The organism is Paenibacillus oryzisoli (genome assembly GCF_050467285.1).
In the GTDB taxonomy this organism is placed as follows: domain Bacteria; phylum Bacillota; class Bacilli; order Paenibacillales; family NBRC-103111; genus Paenibacillus_E; species Paenibacillus_E oryzisoli_A.
Genome location: NZ_JBCMUN010000005.1, coordinates 308,646 through 330,102 on the forward strand (window position 1 = coordinate 308,646; position 21,457 = coordinate 330,102).

A 21,457-nucleotide genomic window follows, 5' to 3' on the forward strand; every position below is an offset into this window, starting at 1 on the left:
AAATGAGGTGACGTGCCGAAGCATGCGGCTTATCCTGCTTCGCTTGGCAAGTAAATCGTGAACGTCGTGCCCTGACCGAGCACGCTGTGCACCGTGACGCTGCCGTGATGCGCGTCGATGATGTTTTTGACGATGGCGAGGCCGAGGCCTGTTCCACCCGTCGTGCCGCGCGTGCGCGCTTTGTCCGCCTTGTAGAATCGCTCAAAGATGTACGGCAGGTCGTCGGCCGGAATGCCTTTCCCCTCGTCGCTGATATCGACGCGGATGACAGGCCGGTCCTTGTAGACCGCCGGCTGCGCCATCAAGGCAATACGCGCCCCTGCGGCCGTATGCCGGAACGCGTTGTCGAGCAGGTTGGTGAACACCTGCTCCAAACGATCCTCATCCGCGCGCTGCAGGATGAGCGGCTCCGTCGGCAATTCTGCGCTCAGCAGAATGCCGCGGTCTTTCGCCAGCACCGAGAATTTCCGGTGCATGCGGCGCATCAGGGAGTCGAGCTCGACCTCCCTGAGAGAGAGCTCGATCTGGCCCGCTTCCATCCGGGCCAGGTCGAGCAGGTCCCCGACGAGGCGTCCCATGCGTAGCGACTCGTCGTGGATGACCTGCACGAGCTCGACGCGCTCCTCCGGCGTCGTCGGGATGTCATCGAGCAGGGCTTCGCTGTAGCCCTGCAGCATCGAAATCGGCGTACGCAGCTCATGCGAGACGTTCGCCACGAAATCTTTGCGCAGCTTATCGAGCCGCTCTTCCTCCGTGACATTCCGGAGGACGGCGACCGCGCCGCGCACATGGTCCTGCGACGAATAGAGCGGCGTCATCGCGACGGACCACACACTGTTTTGCACATGAAGCTTGGTCGCGCATTCCGATGAAGATTCGACTACCGCTTCGAAAAGCGGGACCAACGGTACGGGGATCGGCGTCAGGTACGGGTTGCGGTAGCTGGTCAGCCCCCAGTCGCCCAAAGACGGATCCGGCTTCGGATAACGCGGCGGCTCGCCGTCTGCGTCGTCCCACTCAATAGCGCTCCACTCCTCAACGATCTTCTCCCCTTGCGGATTGCTGAGCATGACGGAGCCGTTGCTGTCGACCGTGATGACCGCGTCGGTCATACTGCGCAGAATGCTCGACAAGTGCTCCTTCTCTTCGCTCAAGGCGTTGATGCTGTCCTGCATTTTCTCGCCCATGTGATTGAACGTCTTTGCCAGCTCACCGATTTCGTCCTTCGACGTAATCGGCACGCGCGTGCCGTATTCCCCCATCGTGATGAAGTCCGCGGCTTTTTTGAGCTGCTGGAGAGGTCGCGTGATACGGGAAAAAAGGAAAAAGGCAAAGGATGTCGTCATCAGAAACCCGACGATAGAAACATACACAAACAGCTTGAGCATGTAATTCTGCGTCGCTTCCAAAGACTGCAGCGATTGATAGACCAACGTCGCGCCTGCAGGTACGCCCTGGAGGTTATACAGCGGCACCGCGACGACGAGGTACTCCGTGCCGCTGCCGAATCGTTTCGTCGCCGAATTAACCGTCTTCTTAAGCGTTTTGCCGGAGAACACCTCCTGCAGCTCGGCCTGCGTAAAGAAATCCGACACGTGGAAATCGATTAACGTGCTCCCCGGGGTGTCTGGAATGACCATCTCTTTGCCTTCCAGATTCACGACCAGCAAGCGCGCATCCTGGAAACTGAGCAGTTCATTGCTCAGCTCATAGAACTGCTCATTGTACATATGCTGCGTCGCTTCTGACGAAAACTTCGACGCCATGGCGCGCAGGCTTTCCTGTTGATCTTTGGCCTGCGAGAAATAATTTTCCAAATAATTGACAAGAAAAAAGCCCAGTATGAGCAAAACGACTCCAACCAGGCCAATAATGGTCAACCACAGTTTACCTACAACACTTCTAAGAATAAACACTATTTCGGCACCTCGAGCTTATAGCCTACGCCCCATACAGTCGTAATCATGGCGGCGGCATCCGGGGATACTTTGTTTAATTTTTCACGCAAACGCTTGACGTGCGTATCGACGGTCCGCAGATCGCCGAAAAACTCGTAATTCCACACATCCTTAAGCAGTTCTTCGCGGGAGAACACTTTATCCGGCGACACCGCCAAGTAGTGAAGCAGTTCGTACTCCTTTGGCGTCAACGCCACTTCCTGCCCAGCCGCAGTCACGCGGTGCGCATCGTGCTCAATCACAAGATTCGGGAACACGATATTGTTGCTCGAGCTCGCATCCTTCGATAAGTACGCCGTCGCCGAGGAGCGGCGAAGAATCGCCTTCACCCGATAGATCACTTCGCGTGGCGAGAACGGCTTGACGACATAATCGTCGGCCCCGACTTCAAAGCCGCTGACGCGGTTGGTCTCTTCGCCTTTCGCTGTCAGCATAATGACCGGCGTCGATTTTACCTGGCGCAGACGGGAGCACACTTCGATGCCGTCGATGCCCGGCAGCATCACGTCCAGCAGCACGAGATCGAAGTCGGTGTCCGTCGCCATGCGCAGCGCGGTTTCGCCGTCTTCGGCTTCTTCGATCGCATAGCCTTCTTTTTCCAGGTACATTCGAAGCAAGCGGCGGATCCGTTCCTCATCATCCACAACGAGAATACTAGGTTTCATTTCCATCACTCGTCACATCCTTCTCCTTAAAATGTCCGAACCATTTATGTTACCTTAAACGCCTGCATAGGAGTGGAGACCCGCAATGACCAGGTTCACCCCGACAAGTGTAAACATCACGACGATAAATCCGATAACGGACAGCCATGCCGATTTCTTGCCCTGCCAGCCTTTGGATAAACGCAAATGCAGGAAGACCGCATAGAACAGCCAAGTAATGAGCGCCCATACTTCTTTGGGGTCCCAGCCCCAGAAACGGCCCCATGCCTCTTGCGCCCAAATCATAGCAAAGATCAGCGCCCCGAGCGTAAAGATCGGATAACCGATCGCAATAGCCCGATAAGAGATTTCATCCAGATCTTCCGGATCCATACCTTTAACCGCCGTTCCAATGGAAGCGCCCAGCGGCTTCCGGGTTACGAGTCTAGCTAGGCCGTATAGAATAAGACCGCCAAGCACTGACCAGATCACCGTGTTCAGCTTACGTCCGGCACTTGCCCCTTCCATCCAGGAAGGCGCCGTAAAGAGCGGCTCCTTCATGCCGAGGAAAGGCTTCATTTCCACCACTTTCGTATCGTAAGGCTTCACGATCGGCGGCAGCACATACGTCTCATTGACTTGATTCGTGACTTGCGCACCCTGCGCGTCTGTCGAGATCACGTCTTTGACGAAAGTCGCCTTGTAGCCACTGCCATTGAAGGTAAAAATGGAGGCAATGAAGGCAACCAGCATCAGAATGAAGAACAGAGTCAGCTCAAGTCCCCTTTGCTCGCGCTTATCTGATTTGGACGTTCCTTCATAATTCACGGAGCGAAGCAGGTACATCAGGCCGCCTGCGAAACCTACAGCGAAAAACGCTTCGCCTGTGGCGGCTGTCGTTACGTGGATCTTGAGCCAGTAGCTTTGCAGCGCCGGAATCAGCGGCTGCACTTCACTTGGGAACACCGAAGCATAAGCAATAATGATAAAACCGACCGGTAGCGCGAACACGCCAAGCACCGGTGTACGATAAATCAGATACACGATCAGAAACGCGCACATGATCATCATACCAAGGAAGGTCATGAATTCATACATGTTGGACGTTGGAATATGTCCACCTTCTGCCCATCGGGTAAAAAAGAACGTCACGTGACAGGCAAAACCGACCACGGAGGTCAGAAAGGCGACAAATCCCCACTGCTTCATATGTTTCTCAGGATCACGGTTGCTCCAGCGTTTGCCGGTAATCGCAAGAACGAACAACAAGAAAGCAAGCAAGTAAACAAAAAATGCGATTAATAAAAACGTACTGCTAACAGAGTTTACGTTCACCTCTGGGTTCCTCCATTTGCTAATGATTTCGGTGAAATCTCAATCTCGTTTTTCATCAAGGCTGCGGCGACCTCACTGCGGAAGCCGAACCAGTTTTTATTCGTATGCCCCCCCAGGGTCAGTCTGCCGTCGTCAATGCGGATCCAAATGCGGCGGTGCTGCCAGTAGAAGCCCATAATGACGCCGATCATAAAGATCGCAGCGCCTACCCAGATGTACGGCATCGCTTTATCGACGCGAATGTTCAGGTACGTCGTGTAATTCGCGAATTTCACGCCTTCCATGGAGCCGACGGCGATTTTCAGCTTTTTGCTCATCTCACCATTAATCGTATCTTGGGAAAACGTCTCTTGATCAATTTGACGCGGGAAGTACATATAAGGCTCGCCATTATCCGCCAGTCCAGGCCCCGTGATGCTGAAAATAAACGCTGGCGCATTTGGCTCGTTGGATTTGGAAATCGGCTGACCGTTCTCGATGCCAAACTCGGGATAGTAGCCTTTCAGCTTGAGCTTATAAGGTCCCACCTGATACTCGTCCTTCGGATTCGTCATCGGCAGCTCGAACGAACCATAGCTCTCCCCTGTCACCGGATTGCTGAGCGTCGGTTTCACCGAAATCAAGAGCGGCGACACTTTATAATTAAATTGATACGCTTGCAAACCTTTGTAATCTAACGGATGATTGACCAAAATATCGGAACGGTGCACTTCTTCGAGCACAGGCTCCTTCGTCGCATCATCGCAATTCGCTGTACAGTGGTACAACACGGCCTGCGTTTCGTACGTTTTCGGGACGATTTGCCCTTTTTCCTTGATGCTTTCCGGCAATTCTTTATCGTCGTACAGCGTGAGCGTGAACTTCTCGTTCTTGATGTAGTAAGACGTATGCGGGATCGGCTTCGTCTCGCCTTCCAGAATGCCCATATATTGATCCATGTGCCACCCTGGGATACTGCGCATCAGGACGCCGATCAGAAAAATAATAAGTCCGATGTGGTTGATATAAGGGCCCCAGCGGCTGAATCGATATTTCTCGGCAAGCAGCGCCGAGCCGTCCGTATGTACGCGGTAATACTTCTTCTTCAGCAACTCGCCCATCTTGCTTGTCCATACCACTGCGTCGCTACCTGCCGGAAGCTCTGTCGTAAGCGTCACGTTCTGCCGGGTCAGGAAGTTCAAGTGTTTGCGAATTTGCTGCTTGGACAGCGCCCGGTAAAGCGGAAGCACGCGGTCAAGGGAACAAATGACAAGCGATGTCCCGATCATGAAGAGCAGCGTAATGAACCACCATGAACTGAATGTATGCGAGAGGCCGAGGGCGTAGTAAATCTTGCCGAGTGTCCCGTAATTGTCCGTGTAATACTGGACCGGGTCCATATCCAGAAACGTATTCTCTTGCGGATAGATGGTGCCGACAGCCGAAGCGAGGAGCGTAAACACGATGATCCATACCGCTATTTTTACCGAAGAAAAGAAATTCCAGACTTTATCCAGAATGGAAGGATTGGATTTCTGGGAGCGGCGCGCCATCCCGTCATACCGCATCTCCAGAATATCGCGTCCGTCCGCATCGATCAGCGGGTTGCCGCAGGATTCGCAAAGCGTTGTACCTGTCGGGTTCTGATGCCCGCAGTCGCATTTTGTATTGTAAAACATGATGACCTCCCTGCCTTAAACGAACTTGCGAATTAAGATTTGCCAACCAGACCGATTAATGTTTCCTCAATAAAGCTTTCGGTCATTTGGCCAATTTTTTTCACAGCGACCTTACCGTCTTTCCCGATAAAGAACGTTGTCGGATAGTCCATGACGCCGTACGCTCTCCGAACCTCCTCGTTCGCGTCGAGCAGCACGGGCAGATTCAACTTGTATTGATCCATAAAGCCTTGAACCGTCACTTTATTTTTGTCGATATTCACTTCCAGGAAAACGACGCCTTTGGAGGCCCATTTATCGTACTGTTTCTGAAGATCCGGCATTTCTTCTTTGCACGGCGGACAGAACGTCCCCCAGAAATTAATCAGCACCGGCTGACCTTTATATTCCGACAATTCATGCGTCTTGCCATCCAAGCCAACCAAAGAGAAGTTGAGCGCCTTATCCCCCTCTTGAGGGTACTTCTTGCCGCTGGAAGCGGATAAATTTGTAATAATCGTAAACACGCCAATAATGAGCACGACGGCAAAAATCCCGATCTGTACCCATTTCTTATGTCGACCCACGAAAGAATCACCTTCACTTTTTGGACAATGTTATTTTTTCCATCATTTATACCCTTATTATAACGAAAAGAAGGCCAATTCTTATTGGCCTTTTTGAACGTTATGTGACTTGAGCGCCTCGTTTCGCAGCTCTTCGACTTCTTTCGGCGTCAGATGCCGATACTTGGCTCTCGGCAGCCCCGTCAGGAAGATCGGTCCGAACTTGACGCGCTTCAGCTTGACGACAGGAAATGAAATCGCCTCGAACATCCGTCTGACCTGCCTGTTGCGGCCTTCGTAAATCGTAATCTGAATAACCGATTCCTTCTTATCCGGATTCACGTCTGCATACTCGACTTCGGCAGGCGCCGTCATGCCGTCTTCTAACTGTATGCCCATTTTGAGCTTGTCTAATAACGAGCCGTGTGGAACACCTTTGACTGTCGCCAAATACGTCTTGGGCACGTGATGCTTCGGATGGGTAAGCAAATGCGCAAACTCCCCGTCGTTCGTGAGCAGGAGCAGCCCTTCCGTATCGTAATCGAGCCGTCCGACCGGGTATACCCGCTCTTTGATCCCCGGTAAATAGTCAGTCACCACTTTGCGGCCGCCCGGATCCGTCGCACTCGTGATCACGCCCTTCGGCTTGTTCAGCATCACATAAATCTTCTGCTGCTGTCCGATCGCCCGGCCGTCCACTTTAATCTCATCTTCCTCTGTATTTACTTTCACACCCAGCGTCGTGACCACTTCTCCGTTCACCTGGACACGGCCCGCCAAGATGATTTCTTCACATTTGCGGCGGGAAGCAATTCCCGCTTCCGCTAATACTTTTTGCAGTCTTTCCATTGTCCGCTTTCACCTCATGCTTATGATAACGGACTTAACGGCAAATCACAAGGGTAAGGCGGTCAGGCCCCGAAAACAAGATAGCAAATGATGATCGAAGCGATAAATCCGACAGCGTCCGAGATCAGGCCGACCTTGAGGGCGTAGCCCGCTTTGCGAATGCCGATGGCGCCAAAATAGACGGTAATCACGTACAACGTCGTATCCGTGCTGCCCTGCACGGTGGAAGCGATGCGCCCGATCATCGAATCGGGGCCGAATTGTTCGATAAGGTCGGTGGTGAACGCCAGCGAGCCCGCCCCTGTAATGGGGCGGAGAATCGCCAGCGGCAGCACCTCCGTCGGTACGCCGATGCGTTCAAAGAACGGCCGCATCCAGCCGATGACGAAATCCATCGCGCCCGAAGCGCGAAAGACGGAGATCGCCACCATCATGCCGACGAGATGGGGAATGATTTTGACCGCTGTATCGAAGCCGTCCTTCGCTCCTTCCACGAACGATTCGTAGACAGGCACTTTGCGATAAGCGGCATACAGCGGAATAAATACGATCATAACGGGAATCGCCCAGGCCGAAATGAGGGAAACGATGCCATACATGGGGGATCATCCTTTCAGCGGAGGGATGGGCGATCGCGAACGCCGATACCAGCGATCCACAAAAATAGCAACAGCCGTCGAAATGATCGTCGCCATCAGCGTCGTCCCTACGATTTCCGCAGGATTCATGGAATTAAAGTTCATTCGGATCGCGATCAGCGTCGTCGGAATCAACGTAATACTCGACGTATTAAGCGCCAGAAGCGTACACATCGCCGTGCTTGCCGTATCCTTGTCCGAATTCAGCTTCTGCAGTTCCTGCATCGCTTTAATTCCCATCGGCGTCGCCGCGTTGCCCAGACCGAGAATGTTCGCGCTCATATTAGACATGATATAGCCGATCGCAGGATGATCTTTCGGAACGCTCGGGAACAAGAAGCGCACAACCGGCTGCAGCAGTCGGGCCATTTTGCTGAGAATACCGGCGTCTTCCGCAATACGCATCATGCCCATCCAGAAGACGAGGACGGAAATCAGACCGAAGCAGACGGTTACACCGCTCTTTGCCCCGTCGAAGGCTGCCTGCGTAACCGCCTCCACATCCCCGTTGATTGCAGCAAACCCGAAGCCGACCACGATGAAAAATAGCCAAATCCAATTGACCATGGATGTTCCTCCTTCTCTCGGCTATCCGGCAGCGGAATCAATCCGCCCACGGAGAACCGGAAATACTGAATAAATGCTCGATGAGTGCGCGTATCACAAAGCCGTACTGGGTGTACCATTTTTCCTTATAGGGCTGGCTTGGTTGAAAAGAAAACGAGGATTGCGACGGCTTCTCCAGTAAGGGACTGCCTTTCTCGTACATTGGAATCGACTGAATCAGCTTGCCACCAAGGGAAAATTGCACCGTTCCGCGCTCCGCCAAGCGATAGTTCGTGGACAGCGGATCAGTGAGCTTTGTACGGAAGGTCAGGTTCTCCGCCTCTCCTTCCGCGAGCGGGTACATGAATGTATTGCCGGCGACGAAATTCGTTCCTTCAATCGGGTCGCCTTTCTTCACAACCGTTTGCAGCGGGAAATAGGTGAACCCGTATTGCAAAAGCCGGCCGTGATCGGCCCAGTCATCCCCATCGTTCAGCGTCACGACGACTAACTGCTGCCCGCCGCGTGTCGCGGATGACACCAGACAGCGTTTGGCAAGCTTGGTGTAGCCGGTTTTCACGCCATCTGCCCCTTCGAAGAGCGAGAGCATTTTGTTCTTATTCAGCCACGAATAATCCCAAGTCTCGTTTGGATTTGGCACTTTTTTCAGCTTGGTGGAAACAATCTCCTGAAACACGTTGTTTTTCAGCGCATACGCGGTCAGCTTGGCCATATCGTTCGGTGAGGAACGATGCCCCTCCCCCTCGTCCAGCCCCGACGGATTCGTAAAATGCGAATGATCCATGCCCAGCATCTTCGCTTTCTCATTCATTAAATACACGAAGCCGTCCACACTGCCGCCGATGTGCTCGGCAATGGCCGTCGCCGCATCGTTGCCGGAACGGAGCATCAAGCCGTACAGCATATCGCGCAGCTTCATTTTCTCGCCCAACTTGAGATAAATGGAAGAGCCTTCTTTGCCTGCGGCGTTACGGCTCACTGTGACCATATCGTCCAGATTGCCCTCTTCAATCGCGATGATCGCTGTCATAATTTTTGTCAGAGAAGCTATTCGCATAGGCGTGTCCCCTTTGACGCTATACAGAACCCGCCCGGAGGCCACATCAACGAGGGACGCGCCGACCGCGTTCGTGGAGATGCCCGGCGGAGCCGCCTCCGCTTTCTCGTACGTCCCCGGTGCCAGCAGCATCCCGAGCAGTGAACAACACACGAGCATATACAACCATTTCGATTTCATTGGAATCCCCCTACGCCTGCGAACTTTGGTCCATTGCCTGTACAAAACTTTGTACAAGTATATGCGCGTAGACAGTGGATATGTCGGACAGCGGATATTTGGGGTAGCTGTGAGAGCATGCATAAATAAAAAAAGCTGCCCACCAAGGGCAGCTCGAACGAGACCATATTTAGACAATGAAATTTTGATTCTCGACATTTGTTACGCTGGTAGCGGCGGAAGGCGTCTTCGCGCCCATTCCCTTCATCATGCCTTGAATCTTGTCAACGACTTGCGGGGCGGAGTCGATGAGACGTTCCAAAATGTGCGTTTGATTGTCAAGCGGAACAACCTTCACGCCCTGTTTACCAACCACTAGAAACGCAATCGGCGTAATCGACACGCCGCCGCCGCTGCCGCCGCCGAATGGCAGTGCTACCTTGGCGTTCAGCGAATCCACGCGATTGACAGACGAGCCTTCAATCTCAATTTCAGAGTCAGTCACAAATTCGCTGCCTCCGGCAGCAAAACCGAATCCCACTTTGCTGATCGGCATAATTACGCTGCCATCCGGTGTTTCAACGGGATCGCCGACAATCGTGTTAACATCGACCATTTCCTTTATGTTTTCCATGGCGACTTTCATAAGGCCTTCAATCGGATGTTCGGACATGTGCAATTCCTCCTTGGCATTTTTTAACCGCTGCATGCGGCCACAATCGACAAAAAACTAACATGGTTCATTTCTAGAATGCCCTTAGAATAATCCCGTTATGTACATGATTTCTAGGACGCCGGTTTAAATCTCGTCCTCGTTTTCAGCACCAATTGCACCCATGTGCGCAGCCCGCCCTTCACCTTCGCGGCACGGACGACTAATCGAATGCCGGCTTTGAGCGCCCACCACATCCGGATACGTCCTTTCATATGAAGCTCCGTCGCAAACTGCTTCTGGTTATATAGGGGCACGACGTTGACCATCGGCTTGGCCGTCATCTGCACATAGCGGGCGCCAAAACCGAGCAGCGAAGATTTGATACCCCACACCGCACCGGTTGTAATCGCCGTTTCCGGCGCATCGCCGAGCCCTATTTGCGTCACCCAACGAAGTCTTGTGCACTCCATTCGCGCGAGTGTTTGCTTCGACCAACTGTGCAAATTCAGCGTGTGTATCAACAGATCCTTTGCTTCCTTGTAAAACTCGATGATTTTATCCTTCGTGATATGGTCCTTCCGCTTGTCTTTCAAGTCCGCACTTGCTTGGTTCACCGTCTCGGATTGAAAAAAAACACCTCGTGTAAAACCTCGGAATTGAATAACCGGGATGACAAAACGGTAGCGCACCAGCCCGAACAAAGCACGTACCTCAACGGATAGTGTATCGTTATCCTTCACTCTGGAAAAATAAAATTCCCCGCGGATCCAGCTGAGTAAAGCCAATACTATTGCAGCCGCGACAACGATAAAGACGATTCCAACCCACAGCAAAGCCACAATCTCCTCCCTAAATAAAAAAACTCCAAACATGAGAAACCATTCTCATCCATGGAGTTAGTATAGCCTGCAATAGGAAATGAAATGCATGACTGGAAAGTACCGCATTACGTTTGCTCGTCGCTCTCCAGTCCATTCAAATCTTCCATCGTCAGCTGCTTCTGATCGTTCATCCGATCAAACAGCATGCGAGTTTCTTCCTCTAAATCGAAGTCGCCCTGGAAATTCGCCGAATCCGGCAATTCCTGAATCGAGTTCAACCCAAAATATTCTAAAAACTGTTTGGATGTCCCGTACAAAATCGGTCTTCCCACCGCTTCTGCCCGGCCGACTTCCTCGATCAGATCTTTGCTGACCAGCGTGGCGAGCGCACGGTCGCATTTGACCCCGCGGATCTCTTCGATCTCCACGCGCGTAATCGGCTGCTTGTACGCTACAATGGACAGCGTTTCAAGCGCAGCCTGGGACAGTGTAGAGCGAGCAGGCGTATAGGCGAGCCGCTCAAAATAAGGCGCATGCTCAGCCAGCGTGGTGAGCTGGTAGCTGCCTGCAACCTCCACGATTTTGATGCCGCGGCCTTTGCGTTTCCAATCCGTCCGCATATCTTTGAGCAGATCTTTCACGATATAGGCGTCGATCTCCATAACTTCTGCAAGCTGTTTGGCATCCAAACCTTCATCACCGGCCGCGAAGAGCAGGCCTTCAATAATCGATTTCATCTGTTGTATACTCAGTGTCAATGTTCGCTGCAACCTCCTCTTTCGCTTGAATGACAATATCATCAAACAACCCATGCTGATGGCACATAATCACTTTCATTTTCATCAGCTCAAGAATCGCCAGAAACGTCACGACGATTTCCTCACGTGTCATTTCGTAGTCGAACAGCTTGGAAAACAGCAGCTTTCCGCCGCGTTCCTTCAAGAGGCCGACAACTTCTTTAATCCGATCCTTGACGGAAATCTCGTCTCTACGAATACGAGTCACCACATTGCGGTTCACTAGCTTGCGCAGTGTGCGGCGAAAAGCGTACAGCAAATCCGCAACATCCAGTCCCTCGACGGGATTTTCCTGTAAAACCTGCATGAACGGGGTCAAATCTTCCGGCTCACGCGTGAAAACGAGACTGCGTTCCACTTCCTTCTCTCGAAGCATATCCGCAATCGATTTATATTTCCGGTACTCGATCAGCTTGGCCACAAGCTCTGCACGCGGGTCATAGTCGTCATCCATATCGTAAAACTCATCATCGAATTCAATGACAGGCGGTTTCGGCAACAGCATCTTGCTCTTGATCGACAAGAGCGTCGCGGCCATCACGAGAAATTCGCTCGCCACTTCCAGCTCAAGTTCCTGCATCGCTTGAACATAGTCCATATACTGCTCGGTAATTTCTTTAATCGGAATGTTATAAATATCGAGTTCGTTCTTGTCAATAAGATGAAGCAAGAGATCAAGGGGCCCTTCAAATGCTTCCAGCTTATACGTAACTTTCATGTCGTTCTACCCCTTGTCAAAGTGAATAAAGGTACATAATGAACTGCGCAATATACGGATAGCCATGGCTCAGCAGCCATTGTCCAACCGGGGTAATCATGAGAAACAGCACAAGCATAAGCGCGTGCCGCTCGTACCTCGCCAGTTTGCGCTGCTTGCCTGGGGTCAGAAAGCCTTTCCAAATCGCCCATCCATCGAGCGGGTACAAAGGCAAGAAATGAATAAGACCGAGCATCACATTCACAATAACGGCGTACTGCAAGTAGATGCGCCACATTTCCACGTCCAGCGTTTCCATCCTGGCGCCGAACGTTTCGGGAAGCGTAAAATTCAACCACCAGAAGATGATGCCAAGGAGCAAATTCATAAGCGGACCGGCCGCGTAGACAAGCGTGTTCGCCAGCCGTGGCCAGCGGGGAAATTGGCTTGCCTCAATCGGCAGAGGCTTGGACCATCCGTAAGGACCGAACAGCGTCATCGCCAGCCCGATGGCGTCAAGACGCGCCAAGGGATTGAAAGCAGCCGCCATGCCGCGCTTGAACGCGCGATTCCCAAGAAGCCATGCGGCCCCCAGATGTGCGGCATCATGCAGCGCCATCGCCACAAGAAAGGCACACAGCCGGGGCAGCAAGGTTTCGAGATGAAAATACAATAACATTAGGACTGGAATTGCTTGGTCAAATTCGCCATTTCAATCGCTGTCGCCGCAGCTTCCCAGCCTTTGTTGCCCGCTTTCGTGCCTGCACGCTCAACCGCTTGTTCAATGGAATCCGTCGTCAACACGCCGAAAATCGTTGGCACGCCGGTTTTCAAGTTGATCGCCGCCACGCCTTTGGCAACCTCGCCGCACACGTAGTCAAAATGAGGCGTTGACCCCCTAATAACCGCCCCAAGCGTAATGACAGCGTCATATTTGCCGCTTTCCGCCATTTTTTGCGCGATCAGCGGGATTTCAAATGCACCTGGTACCCAGGCGATGTCGATTTCGTCTTCTTGCACGCCGTGGCGTTTCAAAGCGTCTTGCGCGCCGCCGAGCAGCTTGGATGTAATAAATTCGTTAAAACGGCCTACGACGATCCCATATTTTAAATTCTGCGATACTAAATGTCCTTCGAAAATCGTTGCCATGTTCGTTCGTCTCCTTTTCCGGTTAAAAAAATCTTCTATGGTTTAGATGCCGCGGCCAGAATCGATGAAATTCAGCATGTGGCCCAGCTTTTGCTTTTTGGTTTTGAGGTAGTCCAGGTTGTGCTTCTTGCTTTCCATTTGGATCGGCACCCGTTCTGCCACTTCCAAGCCGTAGCCTTCAAGCCCTTTGATTTTACGCGGATTGTTTGTGAGCAAGCGAAGTTGGCTAATGCCAAGATCTTTCAAAATTTGCGCGCCGATGCCGTAATCCCGAAGATCTGGAGCAAACCCAAGCTTAATATTCGCTTCCACGGTATCCAATCCCTGCTCCTGTAGGGCATATGCCTTCAATTTATTGATTAATCCGATGCCGCGGCCTTCCTGACGCATATATAATAATACACCATTGCCCTCTGCATCAATCTGTTTTAACGCCGCTTCGAGCTGCGGACCGCAATCACAGCGGTGTGAATGGAAGATATCCCCAGTCAGACACTCCGAGTGAACGCGGACGAGCGTCGGCTTCGAAGGATCGATTTCTCCTTTGACCAAGGCAACATGCTCTTTGTTATCAAGCTGGTTCGTATACGCAATTGCCCGGAACGTGCCAAAATCGGTCGGAAGCTGAATCTCTACTTCCCGCTGCACGAGCTTCTCCCGCTGGTTGCGGTAGTGAATCAGATCCTGAATCGTAATGATGCACAGCCCGTGCTTCGCAGCAATGTCCATCAAGTCGGGCACGCGCGCCATAGTGCCGTCCTCTTTGATCACTTCACAGATGACGCCGGCAGGGTAGGAACCGCACAGCACCGCGAGATCAACGGCTGCTTCCGTATGTCCGGCCCTGCGAAGGACGCCGCCTTTTTTCGCAATCAGCGGGAATATGTGACCCGGTCTGCGATAATCCTGCGCCTTCGTCGCAGGGTCGATCAGACTGAGCACCGTTTTGGCCCGCTCGTGTGCGGAAATGCCGGTGCTTGTCGTCACATGGTCGACAGACACTGTAAACGCGGTCCCGTGGTAATCCGTGTTCCGCACCACCATCGGAGGCAGATCCAGCTCCTGCGCGCGTTCCTCGGTAATCGGAGCGCAGACCAGTCCGCGGCCTTCTTTGATCATAAAATTGATAACGTCCGGCGTCGTTTTATCAGCCAGCGCGATAAAATCGCCCTCGTTCTCGCGATCCTCATCATCGACAACGATAATCACTTTGCCTTCGGACAGCGCCGCCAGCGCCTCGTCAATCGTGTTAAACGTATAGGTTTGTTCCATGGTATCCACCTCATCTGCGCGTTAGCCGCACGCGAAAGTTCGTTTGCCTGTTTGAAGGCTTACAAGAAGCCGTTGTCTGCCAGAAAAGAAGCCGTTAATCCGCCGCCCTGCCGCTTGCCGCGCGCTTCTTCGGGCTCAGCTGGACCGAACTTCAGCAGTCTCTCCATATATTTGCCCAGGACATCGCATTCAATGTTAACGGAGTCTCCCGGTTTTTTATCTTGCAGCACCGTCTGTGCCAACGTATGCGGGATAATCGAGACCGCCACATCCTGGTCTGTCACGTCGACAACCGTCAAGGAGATGCCGTCGATCGTGATCGAACCGCCAGGAATGATATAGCGGAAAATCGCAGCTTTGGCCGGTTGGAACCGGTATACGACCGCATTTTCCTCAGGGACGCGAGACGTGATCGTCGCCGTCGTGTCGACGTGCCCCTGCACGATATGACCGCCGAAGCGGCCGTTCGCCGCCATCGCCCGCTCCAGATTGATGCGCGCGCCGGTTTGCAGCGAGCGCAGGTTCGTTTTGCGGTACGTTTCCGGCATGACGTCCACCGCGAACGACTCCTTGTCGTAGGCAATGACGGTCAAGCATACGCCGTTGACGGATATGCTGTCGCCGAGATGCACGTCTTCGAGCACTTTCTTGGCCGCGATGGTCAGCACCATCGCCTGCCCTGCGCTATGAATGCGGCGCATCTGGCCGATTTCTTCAATGATGCCCGTGAACATGCGGCACCTCCTCCTTGTACATCGGATAGCCTGTCAGGCATACATCCGGTCCGAACTGCTCGACCTTCAGCCGATCCAGCTCGATGGCGTCAGCCATCTTCGCGAAGCCGGCGAAGTCGATGTTCACCGGTGCTGCCGGTCCGCCGCCGATAATTTTCGGCGCAAACATCAGCACCATCTTATCGATCAGGCGCTGCTCCAGCATCGCGCCGTTGAGCCGGCCTCCACCCTCCAGGAGGATGGAGCCGATCTCGCGCTCGCCCAGCTGCTGCATGGCGAGCCTGAGGTCCACCTGCGGCCCGTCGCCGCAGGTGAGGACCGTGACGCCGCGCGCTTCGAGCGCGGCGCGCCGCTCCGCGGGCGCCTGTGCGCTCGCGAGCAGGATCGTCGGTTGACGATCCTGCTCCGAGAGCACGCGGGCGCCCGGCGGGATGCGCAGCCGCGAGTCCGCGACGATCCGTACCGGCTGCACAGCCGGTACGTCGCCGCGCGCGCTCAGCTGCGGGTCGTCGGCGATGACGGTGTCAACGCCGACCATGATCCCCTGGTGCCGATGGCGCAAGGTATGCACAAAAGCGCGCGACGCCGGCGACGTAATCCACTTGCTGTCGCCGGTCTTGGCGGCGATCCGGCCGTCCAGCGTGCTCGCCGTCTTCATCGTCACGAACGGCAGCCGTGTGACGATGAACTTATTGAACGCCTCATTCAGGCGTTCGGATTCCTCGGCGAGCAGCCCGGTCGTGACCTCCACGCCGTGCTCGCGCAAGCGCGCAATCCCGCTGCCCGCGACGAGCGGGTTCGGGTCCGTCGCCGCCACGACGACGCGGCTGACCCCGGCTTCGATGAGCCGGTTGCTGCACGGCGGCGTCTTGCCGTAGTGGCTGCACGGCTCCAGTGTAACGTAGGCCGTGCTGCCCCGCGCTTCCTCGCCCGCCATCTGCAGCGCGAGCACCTCCGCGTGGCCCTGTCCGCGCTTCAGATGCGCTCCCATGCCCACGATGCGGCCATCTTTGACCAGCACGCAGCCAACGACCGGGTTGATGCCGGTTTGGCCAAGCGCGCTTTGCGCGAGCTGCAGCGCGAGTCGCATGTAAGCTTCATCATTCAACACGTCCATGGTGATCACCGTTCCTTCTCTGCAATACATGCAAAAAGACCCCCATTCCGAATACCGGACGGGGGTCAGAGTTGTAAGAAATACACGAATAAGCTTCAGCCATCATGCCTGCTGCATTTTTAAACATCTCAAACAAGACCGACGGACATGCCTAAATAGACAGATCTGCCGAATTTTAGGTGAATGTGAAAAAATGAACAAGCATGCAAAGCGAATCAACCATTCGCATCTTCCTTCTCCCATCCAGACTATACTGTCGGTCCCAGAGTTGCACTGGGTCAGCCGTAGCGAAGCTGTTGTAAGGTACCGCTAGCTTCACAACGGGTCACGGACTAATCGTACCCTGCCAGGTGGCATAGGCCGAATCACCGCCGGTGTGGAATTTCACCACGCCCCGAAGGTTTTGCATACTGGTAAAGAAATCGACAGTTTGAACTGTACATTTCTTTATTACTGAAAAATTTAACACTCACGTCTCGAAAATGCAAGGCCTTTTTTCATCGTAATCGCTAACCCACGCCAATCCAGCGCTTTCATATGCACCGTAACTCCTTCTCCTTATCATATCCCCTCAACGCAAAAAAACTGCCCGAACAAACGTCCAGGCAGTCTCTTGTATGCAGCTTATGCTTCGACAACTTCTACTTTCGCCATTTTGTCTCTGCCTTTGAATGCGTCGACGTGCTCCATGCCTTTTGCAACTTTACCGAATACGGTATGTTGACCGTCCAGGTGTGGCTGCGGCTGGTAGCAGATATAGAATTGGCTTCCGCCCGTGTTGCGGCCGGCGTGTGCCATTGCAAGCGTACCGCGCTCGTGCTTGTTCGGGTTGATTTCGCAGTTGATTTGGTAGCCAGGACCGCCGGTGCCTGTCCCAGACGGGCAACCGCCTTGCGCTACGAAACCAGGGATGACGCGATGGAAAACAAGTCCGTTATAGAAGCCGGAGTTTGCCAGTTTCTCAAAGTTTGCAACCGTGTTAGGCGCATCTTGGTCGAACAGGTCGATCAGGACCTCGCCGCCGTTTTCAAGTGTAATTTTTGCTTGTTTTGCCATGTGTTGTCCACTCCTTTAGGAAATAATATCTTATTCTACTAAAAATGCCGGCAATACACAAACTCGGGGGGATTCTCACGTAAGCACTGCCCCCCTCCTCACGAAAAAACACCCCCTCCGCCACAACCGTGGCCTCAGGGGCGCTCCCATTACATTAGCACGTCTTCGACACTTGCTTCATCCGGTTCGGAATCACATCGTTGCCGACGATTTGCTCGAACGATTCGCGTTTGACGACGAGGTCGCTCTCGCCGTCTTTGACAAACACGACGCCCGGTCTGCGAATCCGATTATAGTTGCTCGCCATGGCGTAGTTGTACGCCCCTGTGCAGGAAACGGCCAAAATATCGCCAGCCTTCACCTTCGGCAGATTTACGTCCCAAATGAGCATGTCACCGCTCTCGCAGCATTTGCCGGCGATGGAGACGACCTCTTCCGGCGCTTCGGCAGCGCGGTTCGCGAGGCCTGCTTCATAGACCGCCTCATACAGCGCAGGGCGCGGATTGTCGGTCATGCCGCCGTCGACCGCGACGTATTTGCGGACGCCAGGAATGTCTTTGGCGGAGCCAACGGTGTAGAGCGTCGTGCCGGCATCGCCGACGATGCTGCGGCCAGGCTCGACCCAAATTTCCGGCAGCGGATAATCGTTCTGGCCGAAGTTCGATTTGATCGCATCGGTGATCGCTTTGACGTAGACGGCCACCGGCAGGGGCGTATCCTCGGATACGTAGCGGATGCCGAAGCCGCCGCCCAAGTTGATGACGCGGAACGTCACGCCAAGCTCATCGCGCACCTGTACCGCGAACGACGCCATTTTCTCAGCGGCCATCGCGAAGCCTTCAACCTCGAAAATTTGCGAGCCAATGTGCGAATGGATGCCAAGGAGATCCAGATTCGGAAGCGCGGACGCCTGTTGAATCGCTTTGTACGCCGAGCCGTTGCCCAAATCGAAGCCGAACTTGGAATCCGTTTGCCCCGTGGAAATATATTCATGCGTATGCGCCTCAACACCAGGCGTAATCCGCAGCAAAATGTTCACCTTCTGACGCTTCTCGCCGGCAATCACGTTCAGCAGCTCCAGCTCCGTGAAATTATCCACGACGAAGCAGCCGATCTTCGCATCGATCGCCATCTCCATCTCCGAGATCGTTTTGTTATTGCCGTGAAAATGAATGCGCTCCGCTGGGAAACCCGCTTGCAGCGCTGTGTATAATTCGCCGTCCGAGACGACGTCCAGGGACATGCCTTCTTCTTCGACGATCCGGCACATCGCCATGACGCAGAACGCCTTGCTGGCGTACGCAACCTGGAATTTCAGACCGGACGCCTGAAACGCTTTGACAAATTCGCGGCAGCGCTGGCGAACGAGCGCCTCGTCGAATACGTACAGCGGTGTGCCATACTCCGCGACGAGTTCGAGCGTGTCGACACCGCCGATTTCGAGGTGGCCTTGATCGTTGATTTTACTGGTTCCATGTAAGTACATTGCTGGATGTTCCCCTCTCGGTTACCCATTGTCATGCCGTCATTCGCCTGATTGGATACATGCATTTCTATTTAAAGTATCATAGGGGACGCGGTTTTGACAATACGTGTACAGACCATCGCATACAAAAAGGGCTGGCGTCTACCAGCCCCAGTGCAGCGCTTACTCCGGCTGCCTTGTTCCGTCGATCGGCTTCGTGATGCTGAGCCTTGTTTTGGAGGCCAGCACCGGCTTGCGCATGATGATGGAGAAAAAGCTTTTGGCGTTGAACGGCAGGAACGGCCACATATACGGAGCCCCGTACGATTTGCGGCTTGCCAGCAAAATCAGCCAAACCGTGCTGCCAATCACCATGCCCGGCACACCGAAGATGGCGGTGACAACGAGCAGGCCAAGCCGTACAATCCGGTTCGCCAGCCCCAACTCATAACTCGGCGTCGCGAACATCCCGATCGAAGCCAGCGCGAGATACAGGATGACCTCATTGATGAACAGCCCCGTTTTCACCGCGATGTCCCCGACCAGAATGGCAGCGACGAGTCCCATCGCGGTCGCGAGCGGCGAAGGGGTATGCACGGCGGCCATCCGCATCAGGTCGATCCCGATGTCGGCGAGCAGGAACTGCGTCAGCAGCGGCAGATGTCCTTCCTTTTGCGGTCCCAAAAACTCTAAGCCCGCCGGCTTCAATTCCGGATGCGCCACGATCAAATACCAGAGCGGCAGCAGGAAAATGGACATCAGAATGCCGGCGAACCGTACCCACCGCAAATACGTCCCGATAAACGGCGTTTGGCGGTACTCCTCCGCATGCTGAACATGGTGAAAAAACGTCGTCGGCAAAATCATGACAGAAGGGGACGTATCTACGAATACGCACACATGTCCTTCCAACAAGTGGGCCGAAACGACGTCTGGACGTTCCGAATATCGGACCATCGGGTACGGATTCCAGCCCTTATTCACGATCATTTCCTCCAGCTGCTTCTCGCCCAGCGGAAGTCCGTCGATCTGCACTTGTTTCATGCGGTCCTTAATTTCCTGCACAAGATCGTTGTTGGCGATATCGCTGATGTACGCGACGCAGATGTCCGTCTTGGTTCGTTTGCCGATCTGTGAAATTTCCAGCTTGAGCCGTTCATCACGGATGCGACGCCGGACGAGCGTCACGTTCTGGAGCAGCGTCTCGGCAAAACCGTCGCGCGAGCCCCGTACGACACGTTCCAAATCCGGCTCGCCGATCGAGCGAACGGGATAGGTTTTCGCATCGACGGCAATCGCCTCGGTCTCACCTTCGATAAAGAACCCGGAGCCGCCCATCAGCACCTGGCCGACGATCTCGGACATTTTCGCATACTTCTTGACCTGAATGTGCGGAATCAGTTCAGCAAAGAACGCCTCCAAGGTGTGGTGCTGAACCGCCTCTTCGCCGGCATACGATAACCGAGTAATGATGTCGGTCAGCACGGTATCCTTCGCAAAGCCGTTACAGTAGAAAATACCGACCCGCTTGCCGCCGAACACCATCTCCCGCATCACCAGATCAAAGCTGCGATTCAGCCCGACGCGCTCCTCGAGCACACGCTGCACGTCGTGCAGACTCTGAGGGATGTCCTCCTGCTCTTTCAGCGCCTTCTCCTCCGCCGTCATCTCTGTAATCGGATTGTACGGAGACAAGTTGCCTTCTGCGTCGATGGCGAGCTTGTCCTGCTGCGCCTGCCCGCCATCCACCTTCTCCTGATTCTGTGTCTGGCCTTTCGCATGCCCCTCGCCAGCCTTCTTGTCATCAGCTCCGCCTTCCGGCGCCGGTTTCACAATAAATTTCATCTGCTCGCCTCCCTTGATAACCCAATTAGTAGAACAACCATTCAAATAATGAACCGAACACTTTGCCAAAAATCATCGCCATCAGCAGTACGATGCGGTACGAATCCAGGCCAACCCGTTTGGCGAGAATCGGCAGAACGTTGATAATCTCTGTCAGCGCCGCCGCCAGCATGCCAACGAAACAGCCGGCAAAAAGACCGACAAACGCCGCCCCAAGCGGAAATAAATGAAAATGCGCATCGCTGAAATCGACCCAGGTAAACAGCAAGGAGCCGAGCACAACTGCGCCTTCGTACAGATAAATGCTGGAGAACGATCTGGTGAGCTGCGCAAGCCTGGGGATAATGTCCAGCACGACGAGAAACGCTACCATCCCGCTCCCAACCGCAATGCCTCCGGCCAAACCGATAAAGGCGATCATGATCGCTTCCCCAATCGC

General features: G+C 53.9%; 22 protein-coding genes and 1 riboswitch. All 22 genes read right to left on the bottom strand.

Annotation, left to right across the window (positions count from 1 at the left end):
* Positions 1–29 precede the first annotated feature (29 nt).
* The 22 genes from ABE504_RS07200 to ABE504_RS07305 all read right to left on the bottom strand — a co-directional run bounded on the left by ABE504_RS07200 (position 30) and on the right by ABE504_RS07305 (position 21,439).
* On the bottom strand, positions 30–1,916 hold the full coding sequence (locus ABE504_RS07200; protein ID WP_430086431.1) for an ATP-binding protein: 1,887 nt from the start codon (positions 1,914–1,916) through the stop codon (positions 30–32).
* A complete protein-coding gene (locus ABE504_RS07205) occupies positions 1,916–2,629 on the bottom strand; it encodes a response regulator transcription factor (protein ID WP_126140578.1) in 714 nt (237 codons plus the stop codon). Before ABE504_RS07205 ends, ABE504_RS07200 begins: the two co-directional genes overlap by 1 nt.
* A gap of 48 nt (positions 2,630–2,677) precedes the next feature.
* Positions 2,678–3,937 carry a cytochrome c biogenesis protein CcsA gene (gene ccsA, locus ABE504_RS07210; RefSeq protein WP_430086434.1) on the bottom strand — a complete coding sequence of 420 codons (1,260 nt, stop codon included), beginning with the start codon at positions 3,935–3,937 and terminating at the stop codon, positions 2,678–2,680.
* Positions 3,934–5,595, bottom strand: a complete 1,662-nt coding sequence (resB, locus tag ABE504_RS07215; RefSeq protein WP_430086436.1) for a cytochrome c biogenesis protein ResB — start codon at positions 5,593–5,595, stop codon at positions 3,934–3,936. The genes ccsA and resB overlap by 4 nt, the downstream gene beginning before the upstream one ends.
* Positions 5,596–5,627: 32 nt before the next feature.
* Positions 5,628–6,161 (bottom strand): redoxin domain-containing protein, encoded by a 534-nt coding sequence (locus ABE504_RS07220; protein WP_430086438.1) that lies wholly within the window; start codon positions 6,159–6,161, stop codon positions 5,628–5,630.
* Between the two features lie 81 nt (positions 6,162–6,242).
* On the bottom strand, positions 6,243–6,989 hold the full coding sequence (locus ABE504_RS07225; protein ID WP_126140582.1) for a pseudouridine synthase: 747 nt from the start codon (positions 6,987–6,989) through the stop codon (positions 6,243–6,245).
* Between the two features lie 62 nt (positions 6,990–7,051).
* Positions 7,052–7,588, bottom strand: coding sequence for a spore maturation protein (locus ABE504_RS07230; protein ID WP_430086440.1), 537 nt, complete (start codon positions 7,586–7,588; stop codon positions 7,052–7,054).
* A gap of 6 nt (positions 7,589–7,594) precedes the next feature.
* Positions 7,595–8,194: a nucleoside recognition domain-containing protein gene (locus ABE504_RS07235; RefSeq protein ID WP_430086442.1), complete on the bottom strand. Its 600-nt coding sequence runs from the start codon at positions 8,192–8,194 to the stop codon at positions 7,595–7,597.
* Between the two features lie 37 nt (positions 8,195–8,231).
* On the bottom strand, positions 8,232–9,431 hold the full coding sequence (locus ABE504_RS07240) for a D-alanyl-D-alanine carboxypeptidase family protein (RefSeq protein WP_430086444.1): 1,200 nt from the start codon (positions 9,429–9,431) through the stop codon (positions 8,232–8,234).
* A 169-nt stretch (positions 9,432–9,600) separates the two neighbouring features.
* Positions 9,601–10,083, bottom strand: a complete 483-nt coding sequence (ytfJ, locus tag ABE504_RS07245; RefSeq protein ID WP_430086446.1) for a GerW family sporulation protein — start codon at positions 10,081–10,083, stop codon at positions 9,601–9,603.
* Positions 10,084–10,196: 113 nt separating this feature from the next.
* Positions 10,197–10,898, bottom strand: a complete 702-nt coding sequence (locus ABE504_RS07250; RefSeq protein ID WP_430086448.1) for a DUF2953 domain-containing protein — start codon at positions 10,896–10,898, stop codon at positions 10,197–10,199.
* Between the two features lie 113 nt (positions 10,899–11,011).
* On the bottom strand, positions 11,012–11,638 hold the full coding sequence (gene scpB / locus ABE504_RS07255) for an SMC-Scp complex subunit ScpB (RefSeq protein ID WP_430087413.1): 627 nt from the start codon (positions 11,636–11,638) through the stop codon (positions 11,012–11,014).
* Positions 11,607–12,401, bottom strand: coding sequence for a segregation and condensation protein A (locus ABE504_RS07260; protein WP_430086450.1), 795 nt, complete (start codon positions 12,399–12,401; stop codon positions 11,607–11,609). Before ABE504_RS07260 ends, scpB begins: the two co-directional genes overlap by 32 nt.
* A 16-nt stretch (positions 12,402–12,417) precedes the next feature.
* The gene (locus ABE504_RS07265) at positions 12,418–13,059 is read right to left on the bottom strand and encodes a M50 family metallopeptidase (RefSeq protein WP_430086452.1); all 642 of its coding nucleotides are present in this window, start codon (positions 13,057–13,059) and stop codon (positions 12,418–12,420) included.
* Positions 13,059–13,529 (bottom strand): 6,7-dimethyl-8-ribityllumazine synthase, encoded by a 471-nt coding sequence (ribH, locus tag ABE504_RS07270; protein ID WP_430086454.1) that lies wholly within the window; start codon positions 13,527–13,529, stop codon positions 13,059–13,061. Before ribH ends, ABE504_RS07265 begins: the two co-directional genes overlap by 1 nt.
* Positions 13,530–13,571: 42 nt before the next feature.
* Positions 13,572–14,801 (bottom strand): bifunctional 3,4-dihydroxy-2-butanone-4-phosphate synthase/GTP cyclohydrolase II, encoded by a 1,230-nt coding sequence (locus ABE504_RS07275; RefSeq protein WP_430086457.1) that lies wholly within the window; start codon positions 14,799–14,801, stop codon positions 13,572–13,574.
* Between the two features lie 59 nt (positions 14,802–14,860).
* On the bottom strand, positions 14,861–15,535 hold the full coding sequence (gene ribE / locus ABE504_RS07280) for a riboflavin synthase (RefSeq protein ID WP_430086460.1): 675 nt from the start codon (positions 15,533–15,535) through the stop codon (positions 14,861–14,863).
* Entirely contained in the window at positions 15,516–16,652 is a 1,137-nt protein-coding gene (gene ribD / locus ABE504_RS07285) for a bifunctional diaminohydroxyphosphoribosylaminopyrimidine deaminase/5-amino-6-(5-phosphoribosylamino)uracil reductase RibD (RefSeq protein ID WP_430087415.1), read from the bottom strand. The genes ribE and ribD overlap by 20 nt, the downstream gene beginning before the upstream one ends.
* A gap of 227 nt (positions 16,653–16,879) precedes the next feature.
* Positions 16,880–17,058, bottom strand: a riboswitch (FMN riboswitch).
* A 218-nt stretch (positions 17,059–17,276) separates the two neighbouring features.
* Complete coding sequence (locus ABE504_RS07290; RefSeq protein ID WP_126141160.1) at positions 17,277–17,708, bottom strand: peptidylprolyl isomerase; 432 nt, start codon at positions 17,706–17,708, stop codon at positions 17,277–17,279.
* Positions 17,709–17,862: 154 nt separating this feature from the next.
* Positions 17,863–19,194, bottom strand: a complete 1,332-nt coding sequence (gene lysA, locus ABE504_RS07295; protein ID WP_430086463.1) for a diaminopimelate decarboxylase — start codon at positions 19,192–19,194, stop codon at positions 17,863–17,865.
* Between the two features lie 162 nt (positions 19,195–19,356).
* Entirely contained in the window at positions 19,357–21,018 is a 1,662-nt protein-coding gene (locus tag ABE504_RS07300) for a spore germination protein (RefSeq protein ID WP_430086466.1), read from the bottom strand.
* 25 nt (positions 21,019–21,043) lie between these two features.
* Positions 21,044–21,439, bottom strand: coding sequence for a stage V sporulation protein AB (locus ABE504_RS07305; protein WP_430087417.1), 396 nt, complete (start codon positions 21,437–21,439; stop codon positions 21,044–21,046).
* Positions 21,440–21,457: the final 18 nt, after the last annotated feature.

Coding starts and splice junctions, on each gene's coding strand:
- ABE504_RS07205 (WP_126140578.1), bottom strand. CDS start 2,629: ATGGAAATGAAACCTAGTATTCTCGTTGTGGATGATGAGGAACGGATC.
- resB (WP_430086436.1), bottom strand. CDS start 5,595: ATGTTTTACAATACAAAATGCGACTGCGGGCATCAGAACCCGACAGGT.
- ABE504_RS07225 (WP_126140582.1), bottom strand. CDS start 6,989: ATGGAAAGACTGCAAAAAGTATTAGCGGAAGCGGGAATTGCTTCCCGC.
- ABE504_RS07230 (WP_430086440.1), bottom strand. CDS start 7,588: ATGTATGGCATCGTTTCCCTCATTTCGGCCTGGGCGATTCCCGTTATG.
- ABE504_RS07235 (WP_430086442.1), bottom strand. CDS start 8,194: ATGGTCAATTGGATTTGGCTATTTTTCATCGTGGTCGGCTTCGGGTTT.
- ABE504_RS07240 (WP_430086444.1), bottom strand. CDS start 9,431: ATGAAATCGAAATGGTTGTATATGCTCGTGTGTTGTTCACTGCTCGGG.
- ytfJ (WP_430086446.1), bottom strand. CDS start 10,083: ATGTCCGAACATCCGATTGAAGGCCTTATGAAAGTCGCCATGGAAAAC.
- ABE504_RS07260 (WP_430086450.1), bottom strand. CDS start 12,401: ATGAAAGTTACGTATAAGCTGGAAGCATTTGAAGGGCCCCTTGATCTC.
- ABE504_RS07265 (WP_430086452.1), bottom strand. CDS start 13,059: ATGTTATTGTATTTTCATCTCGAAACCTTGCTGCCCCGGCTGTGTGCC.
- ribH (WP_430086454.1), bottom strand. CDS start 13,529: ATGGCAACGATTTTCGAAGGACATTTAGTATCGCAGAATTTAAAATAT.
- ABE504_RS07275 (WP_430086457.1), bottom strand. CDS start 14,801: ATGGAACAAACCTATACGTTTAACACGATTGACGAGGCGCTGGCGGCG.
- ribE (WP_430086460.1), bottom strand. CDS start 15,535: ATGTTCACGGGCATCATTGAAGAAATCGGCCAGATGCGCCGCATTCAT.
- ribD (WP_430087415.1), bottom strand. CDS start 16,652: ATGGACGTGTTGAATGATGAAGCTTACATGCGACTCGCGCTGCAGCTC.
- ABE504_RS07290 (WP_126141160.1), bottom strand. CDS start 17,708: ATGGCAAAACAAGCAAAAATTACACTTGAAAACGGCGGCGAGGTCCTG.
- lysA (WP_430086463.1), bottom strand. CDS start 19,194: ATGTACTTACATGGAACCAGTAAAATCAACGATCAAGGCCACCTCGAA.
- ABE504_RS07300 (WP_430086466.1), bottom strand. CDS start 21,018: ATGAAATTTATTGTGAAACCGGCGCCGGAAGGCGGAGCTGATGACAAG.
- ABE504_RS07305 (WP_430087417.1), bottom strand. CDS start 21,439: ATGATCGCCTTTATCGGTTTGGCCGGAGGCATTGCGGTTGGGAGCGGG.